At 37.9% G+C, this 15228-nt stretch carries 15 protein-coding genes; 11 read left to right on the plus strand and 4 right to left on the minus strand.

Annotation, left to right across the window (positions count from 1 at the left end; translation table 11 throughout):
- From LIS78_RS07445 to LIS78_RS07485, 9 genes are all read left to right on the plus strand, one after another.
- The gene (locus tag LIS78_RS07445) at nucleotides 1-999 is read left to right on the plus strand and encodes an ABC transporter ATP-binding protein (protein ID WP_195780725.1); all 999 of its coding nucleotides are present in this window, start codon (nucleotides 1-3) and stop codon (nucleotides 997-999) included.
- Between the two features lie 23 nt (nucleotides 1000-1022).
- Nucleotides 1023-2666 carry a peptide ABC transporter substrate-binding protein gene (locus LIS78_RS07450; RefSeq protein ID WP_209151715.1) on the plus strand — a complete coding sequence of 548 codons (1644 nt, stop codon included), beginning with the start codon at nucleotides 1023-1025 and terminating at the stop codon, nucleotides 2664-2666.
- An 88-nt stretch (nucleotides 2667-2754) separates the two neighbouring features.
- The gene (locus LIS78_RS07455) at nucleotides 2755-3699 is read left to right on the plus strand and encodes a S66 peptidase family protein (RefSeq protein WP_195780724.1); all 945 of its coding nucleotides are present in this window, start codon (nucleotides 2755-2757) and stop codon (nucleotides 3697-3699) included.
- A 31-nt stretch (nucleotides 3700-3730) separates the two neighbouring features.
- Nucleotides 3731-4639, plus strand: a complete 909-nt coding sequence (locus LIS78_RS07460) for a C40 family peptidase (RefSeq protein ID WP_252285327.1) — start codon at nucleotides 3731-3733, stop codon at nucleotides 4637-4639.
- A 12-nt stretch (nucleotides 4640-4651) separates the two neighbouring features.
- Nucleotides 4652-5659, plus strand: a complete 1008-nt coding sequence (locus LIS78_RS07465) for an ABC transporter ATP-binding protein (RefSeq protein ID WP_252284895.1) — start codon at nucleotides 4652-4654, stop codon at nucleotides 5657-5659.
- A complete protein-coding gene (locus LIS78_RS07470; protein ID WP_252284896.1) occupies nucleotides 5659-6435 on the plus strand; it encodes a serine hydrolase in 777 nt (258 codons plus the stop codon). Before LIS78_RS07465 ends, LIS78_RS07470 begins: the two co-directional genes overlap by 1 nt.
- A 340-nt stretch (nucleotides 6436-6775) precedes the next feature.
- Entirely contained in the window at nucleotides 6776-7327 is a 552-nt protein-coding gene (locus LIS78_RS07475; protein WP_013056190.1) for a hypothetical protein, read from the plus strand.
- Between the two features lie 109 nt (nucleotides 7328-7436).
- The gene (locus LIS78_RS07480) at nucleotides 7437-7964 is read left to right on the plus strand and encodes a GNAT family N-acetyltransferase (protein WP_209151716.1); all 528 of its coding nucleotides are present in this window, start codon (nucleotides 7437-7439) and stop codon (nucleotides 7962-7964) included.
- A gap of 86 nt (nucleotides 7965-8050) precedes the next feature.
- Entirely contained in the window at nucleotides 8051-10819 is a 2769-nt protein-coding gene (locus LIS78_RS07485; RefSeq protein ID WP_252284897.1) for a bifunctional diguanylate cyclase/phosphodiesterase, read from the plus strand.
- 15 nt (nucleotides 10820-10834) lie between these two features.
- Here the strand turns inward: LIS78_RS07485 and LIS78_RS07490 are convergent, their stop codons facing one another.
- Together LIS78_RS07490 and LIS78_RS07495 are read right to left on the minus strand one after the other, a co-directional pair.
- Nucleotides 10835-11137 (minus strand): hypothetical protein, encoded by a 303-nt coding sequence (locus LIS78_RS07490; protein WP_060746032.1) that lies wholly within the window; start codon nucleotides 11135-11137, stop codon nucleotides 10835-10837.
- 88 nt (nucleotides 11138-11225) lie between these two features.
- Nucleotides 11226-11777, minus strand: a complete 552-nt coding sequence (locus LIS78_RS07495) for a TVP38/TMEM64 family protein (protein WP_252284898.1) — start codon at nucleotides 11775-11777, stop codon at nucleotides 11226-11228.
- Nucleotides 11778-12270: 493 nt separating this feature from the next.
- Here LIS78_RS07495 and LIS78_RS07500 point away from each other — a divergent pair, with 493 nt between their 5' ends.
- Both LIS78_RS07500 and LIS78_RS07505 read left to right on the plus strand, forming a co-directional pair.
- Nucleotides 12271-12588, plus strand: a complete 318-nt coding sequence (locus LIS78_RS07500) for a hypothetical protein (protein ID WP_195780719.1) — start codon at nucleotides 12271-12273, stop codon at nucleotides 12586-12588.
- 340 nt (nucleotides 12589-12928) lie between these two features.
- Nucleotides 12929-13453, plus strand: coding sequence for a cupin domain-containing protein (locus LIS78_RS07505; protein ID WP_195780718.1), 525 nt, complete (start codon nucleotides 12929-12931; stop codon nucleotides 13451-13453).
- A 33-nt stretch (nucleotides 13454-13486) separates the two neighbouring features.
- Here the strand turns inward: LIS78_RS07505 and LIS78_RS07510 are convergent, their stop codons facing one another.
- Nucleotides 13487-14089, minus strand: a complete 603-nt coding sequence (locus tag LIS78_RS07510) for a response regulator transcription factor (RefSeq protein WP_013056197.1) — start codon at nucleotides 14087-14089, stop codon at nucleotides 13487-13489.
- On the minus strand, nucleotides 14086-15228 hold the full coding sequence (locus tag LIS78_RS07515) for a sensor histidine kinase (protein WP_209151280.1): 1143 nt from the start codon (nucleotides 15226-15228) through the stop codon (nucleotides 14086-14088). Before LIS78_RS07515 ends, LIS78_RS07510 begins: the two co-directional genes overlap by 4 nt.

The raw sequence follows: 15228 nt of genomic DNA on the forward strand, positions 1-15228 counted from the left end.
ATGGAAAAAATGATCCAAATCAAAAACTTACACGTACAGTTTTCAACTTACGGAGGGCAAGTTCAAGCTGTAAGAGGCGTTAGTTTTGATTTGCATAAAGGAGAAACACTAGCGATTGTCGGAGAGTCAGGGTGCGGAAAAAGCGTAACATCTCAAAGTATTATGAGGTTAATTCCGACACCTCCGGGCAGGATCACAAGCGGATCTATTTTATTTAAAGGCCAGGATTTAACGAAACTATCAGAAAAGAAAATGCGAGACATTCGAGGCGCTGATATTTCGATGATTTTTCAGGATCCTATGACTGCGCTTAATCCAACTCTTCGCGTAGGTGAGCAAATTTCAGAAAATATTATGCAACATGAAAACATCTCAAAAGAAAAAGCCAAAGAAAAAGCATTTGAAATGCTGGAGCTAGTCGGAATTCCAAATCCTAAAGAACGCCTAAAGCAATATCCTCATGAATTTAGCGGGGGAATGAGACAGCGTATTGTCATTGCAATGGCCCTTGTATGCAATCCCGAAGTGCTAATTGCTGATGAACCTACCACAGCTCTGGACGTCACGATACAAGCGCAGATTTTAGAATTGTTTAAGAATATTCAGCAGAAAACGGATGTCTCAATTGTTTTAATTACCCATGATTTAGGTGTAGTTGCTCAGGTAGCTGACCGTGTTGCCGTAATGTATGCAGGAAAGATTGTAGAAATTGGAACAAGAAGAGACATCTTTTATACGCCACAGCATCCGTATACAAAAGGATTGCTGCGTTCAGTTCCTCGGTTAGATTTATACGAAAGTGAGCTTGTGCCTATTGCAGGATCACCTCCCGATTTATTTGCACCTCCATCCGGATGTTCGTTCGCACCTCGCTGTCCTTACGTAATGGAAGTGTGTGATCGCATGTATCCTGTGTCGACAAAGCTGAAAGAAAGTCACCAAGTGCACTGCTGGCTTCAAGATGAGAGAGCCCAAAAATTTGTAACAACTATAAGCTAGATTTATAGATGAATAGAGAACTTATGAAAGAGGGGGAAATGATGAAAAAAATAGGGTCTTTACTAATGATGTGTGTACTTATATTTGCACTTGCTGCCTGTACGGCCACAAAAGATTCAGGCGCGGAGCCAGAAAAGAAGAGCAGTACAGCAAAAGAAGACGGTAAGGTCCTTTATATGAATAATGGCGCAGAACCTACGTCTTTTGATCCACCTATTGGGTTTGATTCATATTCTTGGAATATGCTTAATAACTTAATGGAAGGGCTGACTCGTTTAGGGAAAAGCGATGAGCCTGAAGGAGCAATGGCCGAGAAATGGGATATCTCTGAGGACAAAAAGGTCTATACGTTTCATTTACGAAAAGATGCTAAATGGTCAAATGGAGATGACGTGAAAGCAAGTGATTTTGTATTTGCTTGGAAGAGGCTTTTAGATCCTAAGACTGGTTCTCCAGCGGCATTTTTAGGTTATTTCATCCAAGGTGGAGAAGAATTTAATACGGGTAAAGGTAGTGCTGATCAAGTAGGGGTAAAAGCGCTAGATGACAAAACCTTTGAAGTTACGCTTAAAAGTCCTCAAGCCTATTTCTTAAGCGTAGTTTCCAATCCAGCGTTCTTCCCAATTAATGAAAAAGTAGCAACAAAAAATCCGAAATGGTTTGCAGAAGCAGATTCATTTGTTGCTAATGGTCCCTTCAAATTAACTAAATGGAAGCATAACAGTAATCTAGTAATGGAAAGAAACGATCAGTATTGGGATGCTGAAAATGTAAAGCTAGAAAAGGTAAAATGGGCAATTGTTGAAAATACAAACACAGAATATCAAATGTATCAAAATGGAGAACTAGATGTTTCTGAAATTCCATCGGATTTAAGTGAAAAGCTGTTGAAAGATGGAGATGTTCATATCGAAGACCAAGCAGGAACTTACTTCTACCGCTTTAACTTAGATAAAGAGCCCTTTCAAAACAAAAATATCCGTAAAGCATTTGCAATGGCTGTAGATCAAGATCAAATTGTTAATTTTGTTACAAAAAATAAAGAAAAACCAGCTCGCGGGTTCGTATCTTACGGATTTAAAGATGTAGATGGAAAGGATTTCCGGAAAACGGGCGGCGACTTATTAAAAACAGACGGCAAAGAAGCAAAAGCACTTCTGAAAAAAGGAATGAAAGAAGAAGGATATAAAAAGCTGCCAGCTATTACGCTAACATACAGTACAGACGATACGCATAAAAAAATAGCAGAAGCACTGCAGCAAATGTTCAAAGAAAATCTAGGCGTAGATGTGAAGCTTGCCAATATGGAATGGAATGTTTTCCAAGAAGAACAAAAAGCGTTAAAGTTTCAGCTGTCACGAAGTTCATTTTTAGCTGATTATGCAGATCCAATTAACTTTTTAGAGAGCTTCCAGACGGGTCATTCAATGAACCGTACAGCTTGGAGCAATAAAGAATATGATGAGTTAATTAAACAAGCTATGAACGAAACGGATAATAAAAAACGTTTTGAGCTTATGTATAAAGCAGAAGGTATTTTATTTGATGAGATGCCGATCATCCCTATCCATTTCTACAACTATGTGTTTTTAATCAAAGATAACGTATCTGGAATTGTTCGTCATCCTGTTGGCTATTTAGATTTGAAGTGGGCAGATAAACAGTAAAGTGGAACTTTTCGTCAGAGGGGATTTCAATTCCCTTCTGACCCAAGTTTCACTTTCTTCATTTCTTTACACAAAAGGAGTGTAACAAATGATAAAACCAAAACGATTACAAAAAGGTGATACAGTAGCTGTTATTGCACCTGCTAGTCCGCCTAATCAGCACAATCTAAAAAAAGGAATAGAATATTTAAAGGAAATAGGATTAAACGTAGTAACAGGCGCGCATTTATATAAAAAAAACGGGTACTTGGCAGGGACTGATGAACAGCGAGCAGCCGATATACATGCGATGTTTGCCAATAAGGAAGTAAAGGCAATTATCTGTGCATGCGGAGGGTACGGGACTGCTAAGCTTGCCTCGCAATTAAACTACGATTTAATTAAGCGAAACCCAAAGATTTTTTGGGGATATAGCGATATTACGTTTTTACATACGGCTATTCATCAGCGCACAGGTTTGGTTACCTTTCACGGGCCAATGCTTTCGTCGGATATCGGAAAAGAAGATGTTCATATAGAGACAAAGCAAGCTTTTTATCAATTATTTTCTCACCGTTCTTTTTGTTATACGGATCAAATTAGTCCGCTCGACACTATTTGTGAAGGAGAAGCAACTGGTCAGCTGATAGGAGGAAATCTTACTTTGCTGGTAAGCACGCTTGGCACACCATTTGAACTAGATACAAAAAATCGAATTTTATTTATTGAAGATATTGATGAAGAGCCGTATGAAATTGACCGCATGATGACACAGCTGTATATGGCCAATAAACTGCAGGATGTAGCGGGAATTATTATCGGAGATTTTCATAACTGCTATCCTAAAAAACGTACGGAGTCACTTTCATTAGAAGAGGCATTAACAAGTTACCTGACTTCTTTAAAAAAGCCTGTTATGAGAGGGTTTCGCATCGGGCATTGCTCTCCTCAAACAGCTGTGGCGATTGGAAGTTATGCCACGATGTCGACTTATGAACGAATGGTGGAATTTGAAACCGGTATTACATTACCAAAAAATAAAGTCGAACGCTGAAGGTTAAACCTGCGGGGAGGATAAATAAGTGGTGGATAAAAAAACGTATTACGTTTGTGTAGCTGTGGCGACTGTTTGGACTTCCTATGACTCTAGCAGAGAAATAGATGACAATGCAATAAGTGTCCCAGTAAAACTGGATAAATGGCTAGAACAATTAACGTATACACGTCGGTTGGAGCTTTGTGAGGGAAATTTAGTTCAAACGCAGCTGTTACTAGGAGAAGAAGTATATGTAACGGAAATGAAAGGTAAATGGGCAAAAATCGTTATTCCCTCTCAGTTTTCTTCTAAAGATGAAAGAGGATATCCCGGGTGGGTTCCTTCCCACCAACTGATTTCTCAAGCTGAATATTTTCCATTGAATAAACCAACGGCAGTGGTATCAGCAACGATTGCGACACTGCATCTAGCGGAAGAAGCCTTGCAAATTAGTTATCAAACACAGCTGCCTCTTTTAAAAGAAGATAAAGAATGGCTAGAAGTTCAAACGCCAGTTGGCAGTGGGAGAATAAAACGTCAAGATGCTGTTGTAATAGAGGATAGAAACCGTAAAGTGACAAAAGGAACTGGGGATATGATTATTGCAGCAGGAGAACAATTTTTGAATCTTCCATATTTATGGGGTGGCATGAGTGCCTGGGGATATGATTGTTCCGGGTTTGCCTATGCTACTCATAAAGCAAACGGATATCTTATTCCAAGAGATGCCACCGATCAAGCAAGGCAAGGAAAAGAAGTAGGGTTAGCCTCTATTCAACCTGGAGATTTGCTGTTTTTCGCTCATGAAAAAGGTGAAGGGTCTATCCACCATGTTGGTATTTATTATGGTAAAGGAAAAATGCTTCATTCACCTAAAACAGGTAAAACCGTTGAACTGATTGAATTAAAAGGAACGCTTTATGAAGAAGAGCTGTGCGCAGCCCGGCGCTATTATTAGGAGGTGGCAGTTATGACAACGAAGCATTTGTTAGAAGTAAAGCAGCTGAGCAAATATTTTTCGATTACGAATAAGCAGGTTTTGAAAGCAGTAGACGGCGTGTCTTTTCATATTTCAAAAGGAGAAACCTTTGGACTTGTTGGTGAATCCGGCTGCGGAAAATCAACTGCCGGGCGAACAATCATTGGGTTGTATAACCGTACATCAGGAGAGGTGCTTTATAAAGGGAAAAACGTGCATGAGCTATCAGAGAAAGAAAAATTTGCTTTTCATCGTAATATGCAAATGATTTTTCAAGATCCATATGCTTCACTAAACCCTCGTTCTACCGTGAAGGAGATTATCTCAGAACCAATGGAGGTTCACGGACTTTATTCGAATAAAAAAGAGATGCTTAACCGCGTGTATGGGCTGCTAGAAGATGTCGGGCTAAATCGTGATCATGCTAATCGCTATCCTCATGAATTCAGCGGCGGGCAGCGCCAGCGTATAGGAATTGCGAGAGCTTTAGCACTAAATCCAGAATGCATTATTGCAGACGAACCTATTTCTGCTTTAGATGTGTCTGTACAGGCTCAAGTAGTTAATTTATTAAAAAAACTCCAAAAAGAAAAAGGGTTAACTTATTTATTTATTGCACATGACTTGTCGATGGTAAAGCATATAAGCAATCGTATCGGAGTTATGTATTTAGGGCATTTAGTAGAATTAACAACAAGTTCGGAGCTGTATCAAAAACCGTTTCACCCTTACACTCAAGCTCTACTGTCAGCTATTCTTATCCCTGATCCTGACGTTGAGGATAATCGGAAGCGAATTGTTCTTAAAGGAGAATTGCCAAGCCCAATGAACCCGCCCTCGGGCTGCGTGTTTAATACGCGCTGTCCTCTTGCAGTAGCAGCCTGTAAGACTCAAAAACCAGAGTGGCAGGAAGTTGAAGAAAATCATTTTGTGGCCTGTCACTTGTACAATCAAAAGATAATAAGTAACAACTATATTGAAACAGCTGCGACAAAATGATGGAAAAAGCAAGGGTGAAAATAGAAGATGCAGTTACTAAATGGAAGCGGAGTAATAATGGACTTATACGCATTCATATTGAAGGAAAAGAATCCATACAGGTTAATTCTTTTATCCAACAAAGAGCAGCAAGTACAATCAAGCTGCTGCTCGCAATAGAAGCGTTTCGTCAAATTGATGAGGGCATCTTGACTTTAACATCTGTCATTCAAAGAACGGAAAAAAACACGGTTGGCGGAGCAGGCGTACTTGGAGCTCTTCCGCGGTTAACACATATTAAAGTGGAAGAGCTGCTTACCCTTATGATAATTGTTTCTGACAACACAGCTACAAATGAGCTCATTTCTTTAGTAGGATTTGAAAAAATTAACGAATGTGCTAGAAATCTAGGATTAAAGAAAACGGTTTTAAACCGCTATATGATGGACGAAATCGCTGTTGAAAAAGGGGTTGATAATTATACGTGTGCCTCTGACGTAGTAAAGTGTCTAAGGGAAATATATGAAGGAAACCTTTTGAAAAAATCTAGTCACGAAAAAATAATGAGAATGTTAGAAATGCAGCAGTTTCAGCATAAGCTTCCAGCACGTATAGGATCAGCGTTTCAAGCTGCGAATAAGACTGGAGAACTACAGGGAGCAGAACATGATAGTGCTATTCTCATGCGAGGTAACGAAACGTATTATGCCGTTGTTTTGATAGATGGACTAAGTGACAATGAACAGGGAAGGAGATTGATTGCTGATATTGGATACCTCCTGTCATCTAACATCTAAAATCTTTTGACCATATACTTCAATAAGCGGGATTGGTTTGGTCCCTTTTATATAATGTCTTCTATCAAAGAGAAACTCACATTTACTAATAATAAATGCTTGTCTTCTCAAATTTTGGCGAGACCATTGTTTGCTGTGCTGGATTTGTGCTAGTAATAGATACACATGTTCTTTTTCATAAAATTTTATGAAAAAATAATGATAAATCATTCATCCTATACCAACTTATTCATATTTTTTATATAATAGAATAATAGTATATATTTTAAACGAATAGTGAATGTCTATGCAAAGCAGCAAGGAGCATGAAATTATTCGATTCATAAATGGTGGTGTATGTATGGCAAACGAACATGTAATGATAGATATTATAAAAGCATTTAAGCGCAATTCAACTGAATCCATTGCCATGGATTTAATTAAGGAAGTGCGAGGGACATTTAGTCCATTACCTAAATATATAGCGGATTTAATTGATGAGCTGAGAAAATTAAATTTAAAAGACGAAGTGATCAGTGTAATCTTGTATCAATCTGTATATGTGGCAGATCATCAATTTAATATTAAAGATACCATTACCAATCGTCAATTTGTAAAAGATACGATTGAAATGGGCAGAAGATGGGTGCATCAGTACGGCCGAATTGAAACAGTAGAAGAAGCAATTCATATTGCAGAGCAAGTATCTACAAAAGAGGACTTGCCTCATCATTTGCAAACAGCAACAATTGACGAAAAAATTACGCTTGAGGTGCAGCTTGATCATCAAACGTATGAAATGTTAAAAAATATAGCGGTTTATTATGATCATCATTCCTATGAACAGTCAATGACTGTAGCAATTAATCGTTTATATACGCAGCTGCGCGATGCACAATCAAAAAATAGTTAAATGTCAAATCTCACATGTTCCGTGCACCATGTGAGATTTTTTAAGAGGTGAAAGAGGCACAGATGAAAATGTCTTGCTCCATCATTCATCAAAAGGAGGGAGAACATTGATGAGGGTATATTTATCTCCTCTTCAAAAAAAAGATGCTTCTAAAGTTTTTGCATATTGGTCGGATGAAGAGGTTACTAGATATATGAATATTGAGCCCTTTACGACGCTTTATCAGGCGGAAAGCATGATTGCACTTCTACAAAGTTTGATGAAAGAAGGGAAAGCAACACGCTATTCTATTCGATTAAAGACTTCAGATGAGATCATTGGAACCTGCGGTCTAAACCGTATTGATTATGTTAAAAAGCAAGCAGAGATAGGGTATGATTTAGGCAGACCTTTTTGGAAAAAAGGCCTCATGACAGAAGCGCTCTGCCTTTTGCTGGAAAAAGCTTTTGAAGAGTTTCATATAAAGGAGATTGAAGCAAAAGTTGATCCTAATAATAAAGATTCAATTACTCTTTTAAAAAAATTCTCGTTTCAACTAGAAGAGGCGTATGAGTCAGATGATTGTACTTGTTTATACACCGTCAACAAGGAAAAAGTGAGCGCGATATTGTCAGGACGTTCAAAAGATAAGAAGTAAATCAAGCAGAAGTTCTTTTGAAATAGTAAATATTTTTAGGCCTTAACCGATAACAAAGAAAAGAACGAATTGAAGGAAGGTCATGAATGAATCATCATACACATTTACTAGAAGGGACGTACAATGAGTTACTCGTTACACTCTCTTTCCTTATCGCTATTACTGCGGCGTACGCTTCTTTTGGGTTAGCTAATCGTGTGAAAATTTCCCGGGCAAAATTTATTCAGTTTTGGTTAATCAGCGGGGCATTTACATTGGGAGTAGGCATTTGGTCAATGCATTTTATCGCAATGCTTGCTTTTCACTTGCCCGTAGATGTTTCATACAATTTATGGTATGTTCTTCTCTCAATCTTGGGAGCGATAACGGGATGTTATATAGGCCTCTACCTCATTCACAAACAAAAGAAAAGCATGAAGGCACTCACCATTGCAGGGAGCTTTATGGGAGCTGGAATTGTTTTTATGCACTATTCCGGCATGATGGCAATGGAGCCAGTTATGATTTCCTATGATCCATTTATTGTTTTTCTCTCTATTCTTATTGCTGTTGCTGCTTCTAATACAGCTTTGTGGCTTGGTTTTTACTCAAAGCTAAATGAAGGGAAGCTTACCGTTTTTGCTAAGCTTATTTGTTCTACTATTATGGGCATTGCTATTGCTGGTATGCACTATACGGGCATGCAGGCAGCTTCTTTTTCAGGGATGTCAATGTCTGAACAATCAAACGGTTTTGCCTTAAATCCAATATATTTATCCGCCGTTATTATTTTTTTTATTGTCTGCCTATTTACGGCTGTGTTTTTAACCATTTTTATGGATCGACGCGTACAAAAACAAGAAGTTTTAAAATGGGCTTTTTTTGAATCTGCCCTGGATGCTATTTTGGTGATTGATGAAAAAAGACATGTTTTATCGCTCAATTATGCAGCAGAAACGCTTTTCTCTCTTAAAGCATCAGATGTAATCGGGAGTGATGTTGTTAAGCTGCTGCCCTTCTATAAATTTTCTTCTCTACAAGACGGACGAACTGAGCACTCCCTTTTGATAAGTAATAGAGAAGTTACGGTTGAGATAACGGTGATGGCGGTAGCGATTGAAGAGACGGTTGAGTATATGCTGTATATCCGCAATATGACGCAAGAGCGTGAAGCGGAAAAAACGTTGATTGAAGCAAAAAATCGCTATGAAAACTTGTTTTACTCCTCTCCATTGGCAATTATGGTCCATCGAGAAGAAGAGGTCGTTTCTGTTAATGATGCTATGATTCAGCTTTTAGGAGTAACGGAAGACCAGCTCGTTGGTAAATCGTTATATGATTTCTTCTCATCTGAACAAGTTCCTGATATTAAAAAAGGATTGAAGGCAGTAAAAGATAGAAAAGATGAGCCAAGACCTCCATTAGCTCAGTTGAAAATGTTTAATGCGTTAGGTAAGGAACTCTTTTTAGAAGTAAAATCTACGCTCATTCAAATTAATGGAGAGACGCTTTTTCAGACAGTAACTAGAGATGTAACGGAGCAGAAAAAAGCTCAAGAATCGCTTCAATATATGGCTTTTCACGATATGCTAACAGATTTACCAAATCGAAGTATGTTTTCAAACATTGTAGAGAAATCCATTGATTCAGCAGCTGCTTCAGGAAAAAAGCTTCATTTCTTATTTTTAGACCTAGATCGTTTCAAACAGGTAAATGACACGCTTGGTCATCATGCTGGAGATCAGCTTATGCTTCAGGTTGTCGATCGAATGAAGAGCTGCCTAAGAAACCAAGATGTGCTTTCGCGTTTTGGAGGAGATGAGTTTTTAGTTTTACTGCATGATAGGACGGATGAAGAAGTGAAAAAAATCTGTCAATCATTAAATGACTGCTTATCCACTCCTTTTGTAGTGCTATCGAGAGATGTTTATTTAGGGGTAAGCATCGGAGTTAGTTTATTTCCTAAAGATGGAAAGTCGCTTGAAGTGCTAGTTCGCCATGCTGATTTAGCGATGTACGAAGTCAAAAAACAAGGGCGTAATCATTATCTGTTTTATCAAAAAGAAATGCAGGTTCATACTACGCGACGAATGAGAATTGAAGATGGTTTACGCAAGGCTTTTGAGCTGGGCGAAATGGAGCTTCACTATCAGCCGAAAGTCAATATTCAAAGTGGCCATATTGTTGGAGTGGAGGCTTTGATCCGGTGGACTCATGCCGAGATGGGCGTCATTTCTCCCGCAGAATTTATTCCGATTGCTGAAGAAACAGGCGTTATTGTTACATTGACGAAATGGGTATTAAAAAAAGCGTGCCATCAAAATAAGTATTGGCAGCTTCAAGGACTTCCTCCCTTAAAAATGAGTGTGAACATATCAAGCGTGGATTTTGGTACAACTGATTTTGTTGATTATGTGTTAGATGTCTTGCGTAAAGTAGAGTTAGAATCACGATATTTAGAACTTGAAATTACAGAAAGTGTAACGATGAAGCATGTTGAGCAAACAATCGAAAAGCTACAAATCTTAAAAGATGCAGGAGTATTTATTTCGATTGATGATTTTGGCTCAGGATACTCCTCGTTCAGCTATATTCAGAAGTTGCCTATTCATACGCTGAAAATTGACCGGTCTTTTATTAAAGATTTAGATCCTAATACAACGGAAGTATCGATTGTCAGAGCCATTATTACACTAGCCAAAAGTTTGCAGCTATCCGTCGTAGCAGAAGGTGTAGAAGAAGTTGAGCAAGTAGAAATTCTTCATAAAGAAAAATGTGATGAAGTGCAGGGATACTATTTCTCCAAACCGATTTCAGCGGAGGAATTTTATGAGAAATTTCATAAAATCGAAGAAAAAATGGAATTTGTTCATTAATGTAAAAAGCCGTTCTTATTTAAAAGAACGGCTTTTTACATTTAAGGTCAGAGCTAACAGTTTATACAATACATAGATTCCAAGGTATGCACCGGTTAATAAAAAAGCTGAATTTAAAAAGATTGCATGAATGCTCGTCATAAAAACGGTATGGTTTTTTAAGATACGATAGATAGAAGCAGCAGCTATATTTCCAAATACTAGGGCTGAAAGAAGGGCTAGCGTATTAAAAACTAGCTCTGCTCCTTTCCATTTGAGTGAGAAAAAGAGCATGATAATAGGAACAATAATACTTCCAGAAACCAACAGGAAAATCAATGGACCATCTCCAATACGTTATCTTATTACAGTTACATAAGATAATGTTTTTGCTTATTTTTAGATAGTCTTCCCTTTTTATAGTCTGTTAAGCTTTTTTCTTCCATTTTTTACTTGTATAAAAAAGTAAAATAATGGATAAAACCACTAAAATGATTTTGCCTTGCACAGATCCTTGTGAAATATGATAAACCGAATAAACTTCAATAAAAAGCGCTGGAATTTTTCCAAGTGCGCTAGCAGAAATGAATACCGCAAAGGAGCCTTTTCCTACAGCGCTGAAGAATGTAATGAGGCCTGATGGAACAAAGGGAAGTAATCGCAGAGAAAGAATCAATATAAAACTCTCTTTCCCTTGTACGCGCAGCAGCTTTAGCCACTTGGAGTGAGAAGGTGTTTTTGTATAAACAAGTGTACGGAAACCTTTTCGATACAGCCAAAAAGAGAGAGCTGCGCCTAAAACTTCTCCAATAAAAGAAAGTAAAAATCCGTTCCAAAAACCAAATAACTTTACGTTTACGAACGTAAGGGGTGCGCTTGGAAATACGCCCGTAATGTTAATAAGGATGTTCAAGAGAATGCTGATAAACCCAGAAGCTTCTAAATGTTCAAGCAGAAATGTTTGAAGATAGTCAGTCATGGTTATACTCCCATTTATGTTTTACTTGTAGGGCTATTTTAGATGATTTTCTACTATTATATAATTTTTGGCATGAAATAAGTAGGTAAGCAGTTTATAAAAAACGAAACAGGGTAACTACTTACTAATGAAGATGATTTACTGATTTGAAGGGATGGACAACTCATGTTGAAATTTTTGCTTGTTATTGTAGTTGTATTATTAATTATTATGATTTTTAAACGCTTTATCCGAAAATAAAAAAGCTAACTAAGCAGCTCGTGAGATCTTTCTCACGAGCTCTTTTGCGGAGCTATTCAGTAGCTCAACAATACACTTTTTACCTGTGATGAATATCACTGCAGCTAGGGAAATGAAGGGGTAAGATAGAAATGGGAGGGAGGTATATGGAATTATTATTCTATCTCAGCACTTATTTATCAGGGGGAGCTATCGCATTATGGCTAATTAATGCAGCATTTAATGGATTATTAAAATAACAGAGGGAGAGAAAATGAACGATTCTAAAGGTATATTTAACGATAAAGAAAGAAAGCTTGCTCGCTATTTGGAGACGTACACAACCGAGCAGATTTTAAATGAAGCAGGCATGTCTTCGTCTGCTGCGTTATATGAGTTGAAAAAAATAAGATTACCGCGGGCAGTTGCTAATACGGTTGTTTATTACGTACTGGCAACAAATAATCAAAAGCTGGTTATGTACAAACTGCTCATGTTAGCTGGCGTTTGTAAAAAGCTTGGCATTCAAGATGCACAGGCAGCCCTCACTTTTATCAAAAAATATTACGTTTGTCATCAGCATTTACACTAAAAAGTACATCTATCTGAGGGGGAAAAGAGATGAATATTGTCCCGTTTAAGCAGCGTTCATCTGCGGAAATTTATCAAGGTAGAGAACAGCCGTTTCAATGTTTCATTGAGGGAGAGCGATTTCAGTTAGAGTTGTATATGACATATTTATTTCATCGCTGCCATTCTAGCAGGTATAGATATAGCCGTGCTAACAGAAAGGGTAGGATGTAATGATAAGATACCAGGGGTAAGCGGCTTCATTTTTCCTAATGGAATAATGAAGCCGTTTGTTGTGTTAGAAAGAATGATTTACTATGATGTAGTTAATGATAAAAGAAAAAAGGAAGGGAAGGAACGTAATGGATTTACATAAGTGGGAATATTGGATTTCAAAGCTCGAGCTGCAGCCTCATCCAGAAGGAGGGTTTTATAAACAAACCTATCGTTCTAATGATGAAATTTCCGATAAAGAAGTGTCATCGCATTTTGATGATAAACGATTTCTATATACGAGTATTTACTTTTTATTAAGGTCTCAAGATGTATCGCATTTCCACCGGCTGCAATCAGATGAACTATGGTACTATCATGGGGGAAGTCCTTTAACCATTCATATTATCTACCGCGACGGAACCTATCAAGAAGTAAAACTAGGTACAAACTTAGAAAATGGAGAAGTTCCTCAATTTTTAGTTCCAAGAGATACCATTTTCGGTTCCTCTGTCACAAATGAGAATACGTTTTCCCTGGTTGGATGTATGGTCGCACCAGGTTTTGATTTCCGTGACTTTGAATTATTCACAAAACAGCAGCTACTTGATGAATTCCCCGAGCATGTTGTGATCATCGACAAATTAGGGTACGATAAATTGCCAAATGATTAAAAAGCATGCATCTCGGTTTGATGCATGCTTTTTTCATTTGAACCAGCCTTTTTCCTTAAAGCGAGTAATGGCTTCAATGCGGTTCTTTACTTCGAGTTTGTCCAGAATGGTAGAAATATAGTTGCGTACTGTTCCAGTCTTAATAGATAGTTCGTCAGCAATTTCTTTTGTGTTTTTTCCATCAGCTACTAGAGCTAATACTTCTTTCTCTCTAGCTGTAAGAGGACTGGTAGATTCACTATATAAGTCATCCACTAATTCTGGAGCATAGAGGCGTCTGCCTGCCATCACGCTTCGAATTGAATTTGCGAGTTCTTCACTTGGACTATCTTTTAGCAAGTATCCGCTTACGCCTGCTTTCAAAGCTCTTTGAAAATAGCCGGAGCGAGCGAATGTTGTCAAAATGATGACTTTGCAGTTTAAATCTTTCAGTTCCTCTGCAGCTTCAAGCCCAGTTTTAAGAGGCATCTCGATATCCATTACGCATATATCTGGCTGGTGCTGCTTAGCAAGTGATACCGCTTGTTCCCCATTTGAAGCTTTTCCGACAACTTCCATGTCATCTTCTAAATTTAACAAAGAGCCTAAAGCCCCTAACATCATTTGTTGATCTTCGGCAATGACAATTCGAATCATAATTGTTCCTCCTTAATATGTTTGACGATGTTTGGAACTGTAATATGAATAATCGTCCCCTCTTGACTGGAGATATCAAGATGGCCGTTTACAAACTCCAGCCGCTCTTTCATTCCTAAAAGACCGTTTCCTTTCCAGCAGGTTTTTTTCGTATTAATACCAACTCCATTGTCTTCTACCGTTATGCCTACTTCTTTTGCAGACTGGTGTAAAGTAATCGTGCAAACGGTGGCTTGACTATGCTTAACCACATTGGTTACTGCTTCTTTTAAGCACATGCTAAGAATATTTTCAATGAGCAAAGACACATTCTCTAATGAAATGGCCTCTTCTCCTACAAACTTAATTTCGGCAGCTTCTAAAAGCTCTTGAACCCGTTTTAGTTCTTCACTAAGGCGGATTCCACGCATTTGAGAAACCATTTTTCTCACTTCATTAAGGGCCGTGCGCGCTGTTTGCTGGACATCTTTTAATTCTGATTTTGCTTTTTCAGGATCTTTTGCAATAAGTTTTCTTGCTAAATCACTTTTTAGACCGATAAGAGACAGCTTTTGTCCTAATGTATCGTGCAGGTCGCGAGCTATCCGCTGGCGTTCTTCCTGTTTTACAAGCTCAGAAATACGTTTATTTGCATCTTCAAGCTGTTCTTCCAGCCGGTCTCGCTTCTTCCGGTTATAAATGCTAAATGGCAGTACAATCACACTGATGGAAATTACAAAAATGAAAGGCAGCTGTTTTAAAAAGATCTCTTCTTGCATAACAACGTTAAAGTTTACCGAAATAACGGTGCTAATTAAATGAACAGCATACAAAGTAAAGAAAGCGAGCCGTTTTTGGATATTTCCAATAAAATAAGCGATAAAAAAAGCAAAGTAAAAGGCAAAGTAAATATAATTAAAAATAGTTGTTAGGGCTAAGGAAATGACGATTAACAAAGCCGTCCATACGTAAACGGACTTGTCTGTTGAAACAAATGCAAAACGATAGAAAATAAAAAATAAGATGGTGAGTAAAGAGCCAAGAATAATGTGATTCATGGATGAAGACTGTAAGATAAAATAAAATGGTAAAATGGCAAATACCGTCCATATGTAAGGAGATAGCCCAGTGATTTTTTGGAAAAACGTATATTTTTTCAT

This window comes from Priestia megaterium, from assembly GCF_023824195.1.
Taxonomy (GTDB): domain Bacteria; phylum Bacillota; class Bacilli; order Bacillales; family Bacillaceae_H; genus Priestia; species Priestia megaterium_D.

What these genes read in the sequence shown, in the direction of transcription:
- LIS78_RS07445 (WP_195780725.1), top strand. Translation starts at nt 1, where the DNA reads ATGGAAAAAATGATCCAAATCAAAAACTTACACGTACAGTTTTCAACT.
- LIS78_RS07450 (WP_209151715.1), top strand. Translation starts at nt 1,023, where the DNA reads ATGAAAGAGGGGGAAATGATGAAAAAAATAGGGTCTTTACTAATGATG.
- LIS78_RS07455 (WP_195780724.1), top strand. Translation starts at nt 2,755, where the DNA reads ATGATAAAACCAAAACGATTACAAAAAGGTGATACAGTAGCTGTTATT.
- LIS78_RS07465 (WP_252284895.1), top strand. Translation starts at nt 4,652, where the DNA reads ATGACAACGAAGCATTTGTTAGAAGTAAAGCAGCTGAGCAAATATTTT.
- LIS78_RS07470 (WP_252284896.1), top strand. Translation starts at nt 5,659, where the DNA reads ATGGAAAAAGCAAGGGTGAAAATAGAAGATGCAGTTACTAAATGGAAG.
- LIS78_RS07475 (WP_013056190.1), top strand. Translation starts at nt 6,776, where the DNA reads ATGGCAAACGAACATGTAATGATAGATATTATAAAAGCATTTAAGCGC.
- LIS78_RS07480 (WP_209151716.1), top strand. Translation starts at nt 7,437, where the DNA reads ATGAGGGTATATTTATCTCCTCTTCAAAAAAAAGATGCTTCTAAAGTT.
- LIS78_RS07485 (WP_252284897.1), top strand. Translation starts at nt 8,051, where the DNA reads ATGAATCATCATACACATTTACTAGAAGGGACGTACAATGAGTTACTC.
- LIS78_RS07495 (WP_252284898.1), bottom strand. Translation starts at nt 11,777, where the DNA reads ATGACTGACTATCTTCAAACATTTCTGCTTGAACATTTAGAAGCTTCT.
- LIS78_RS07500 (WP_195780719.1), top strand. Translation starts at nt 12,271, where the DNA reads ATGAACGATTCTAAAGGTATATTTAACGATAAAGAAAGAAAGCTTGCT.
- LIS78_RS07505 (WP_195780718.1), top strand. Translation starts at nt 12,929, where the DNA reads ATGGATTTACATAAGTGGGAATATTGGATTTCAAAGCTCGAGCTGCAG.
- LIS78_RS07510 (WP_013056197.1), bottom strand. Translation starts at nt 14,089, where the DNA reads ATGATTCGAATTGTCATTGCCGAAGATCAACAAATGATGTTAGGGGCT.
- LIS78_RS07515 (WP_209151280.1), bottom strand. Translation starts at nt 15,228, where the DNA reads ATGAAAAAATATACGTTTTTCCAAAAAATCACTGGGCTATCTCCTTAC.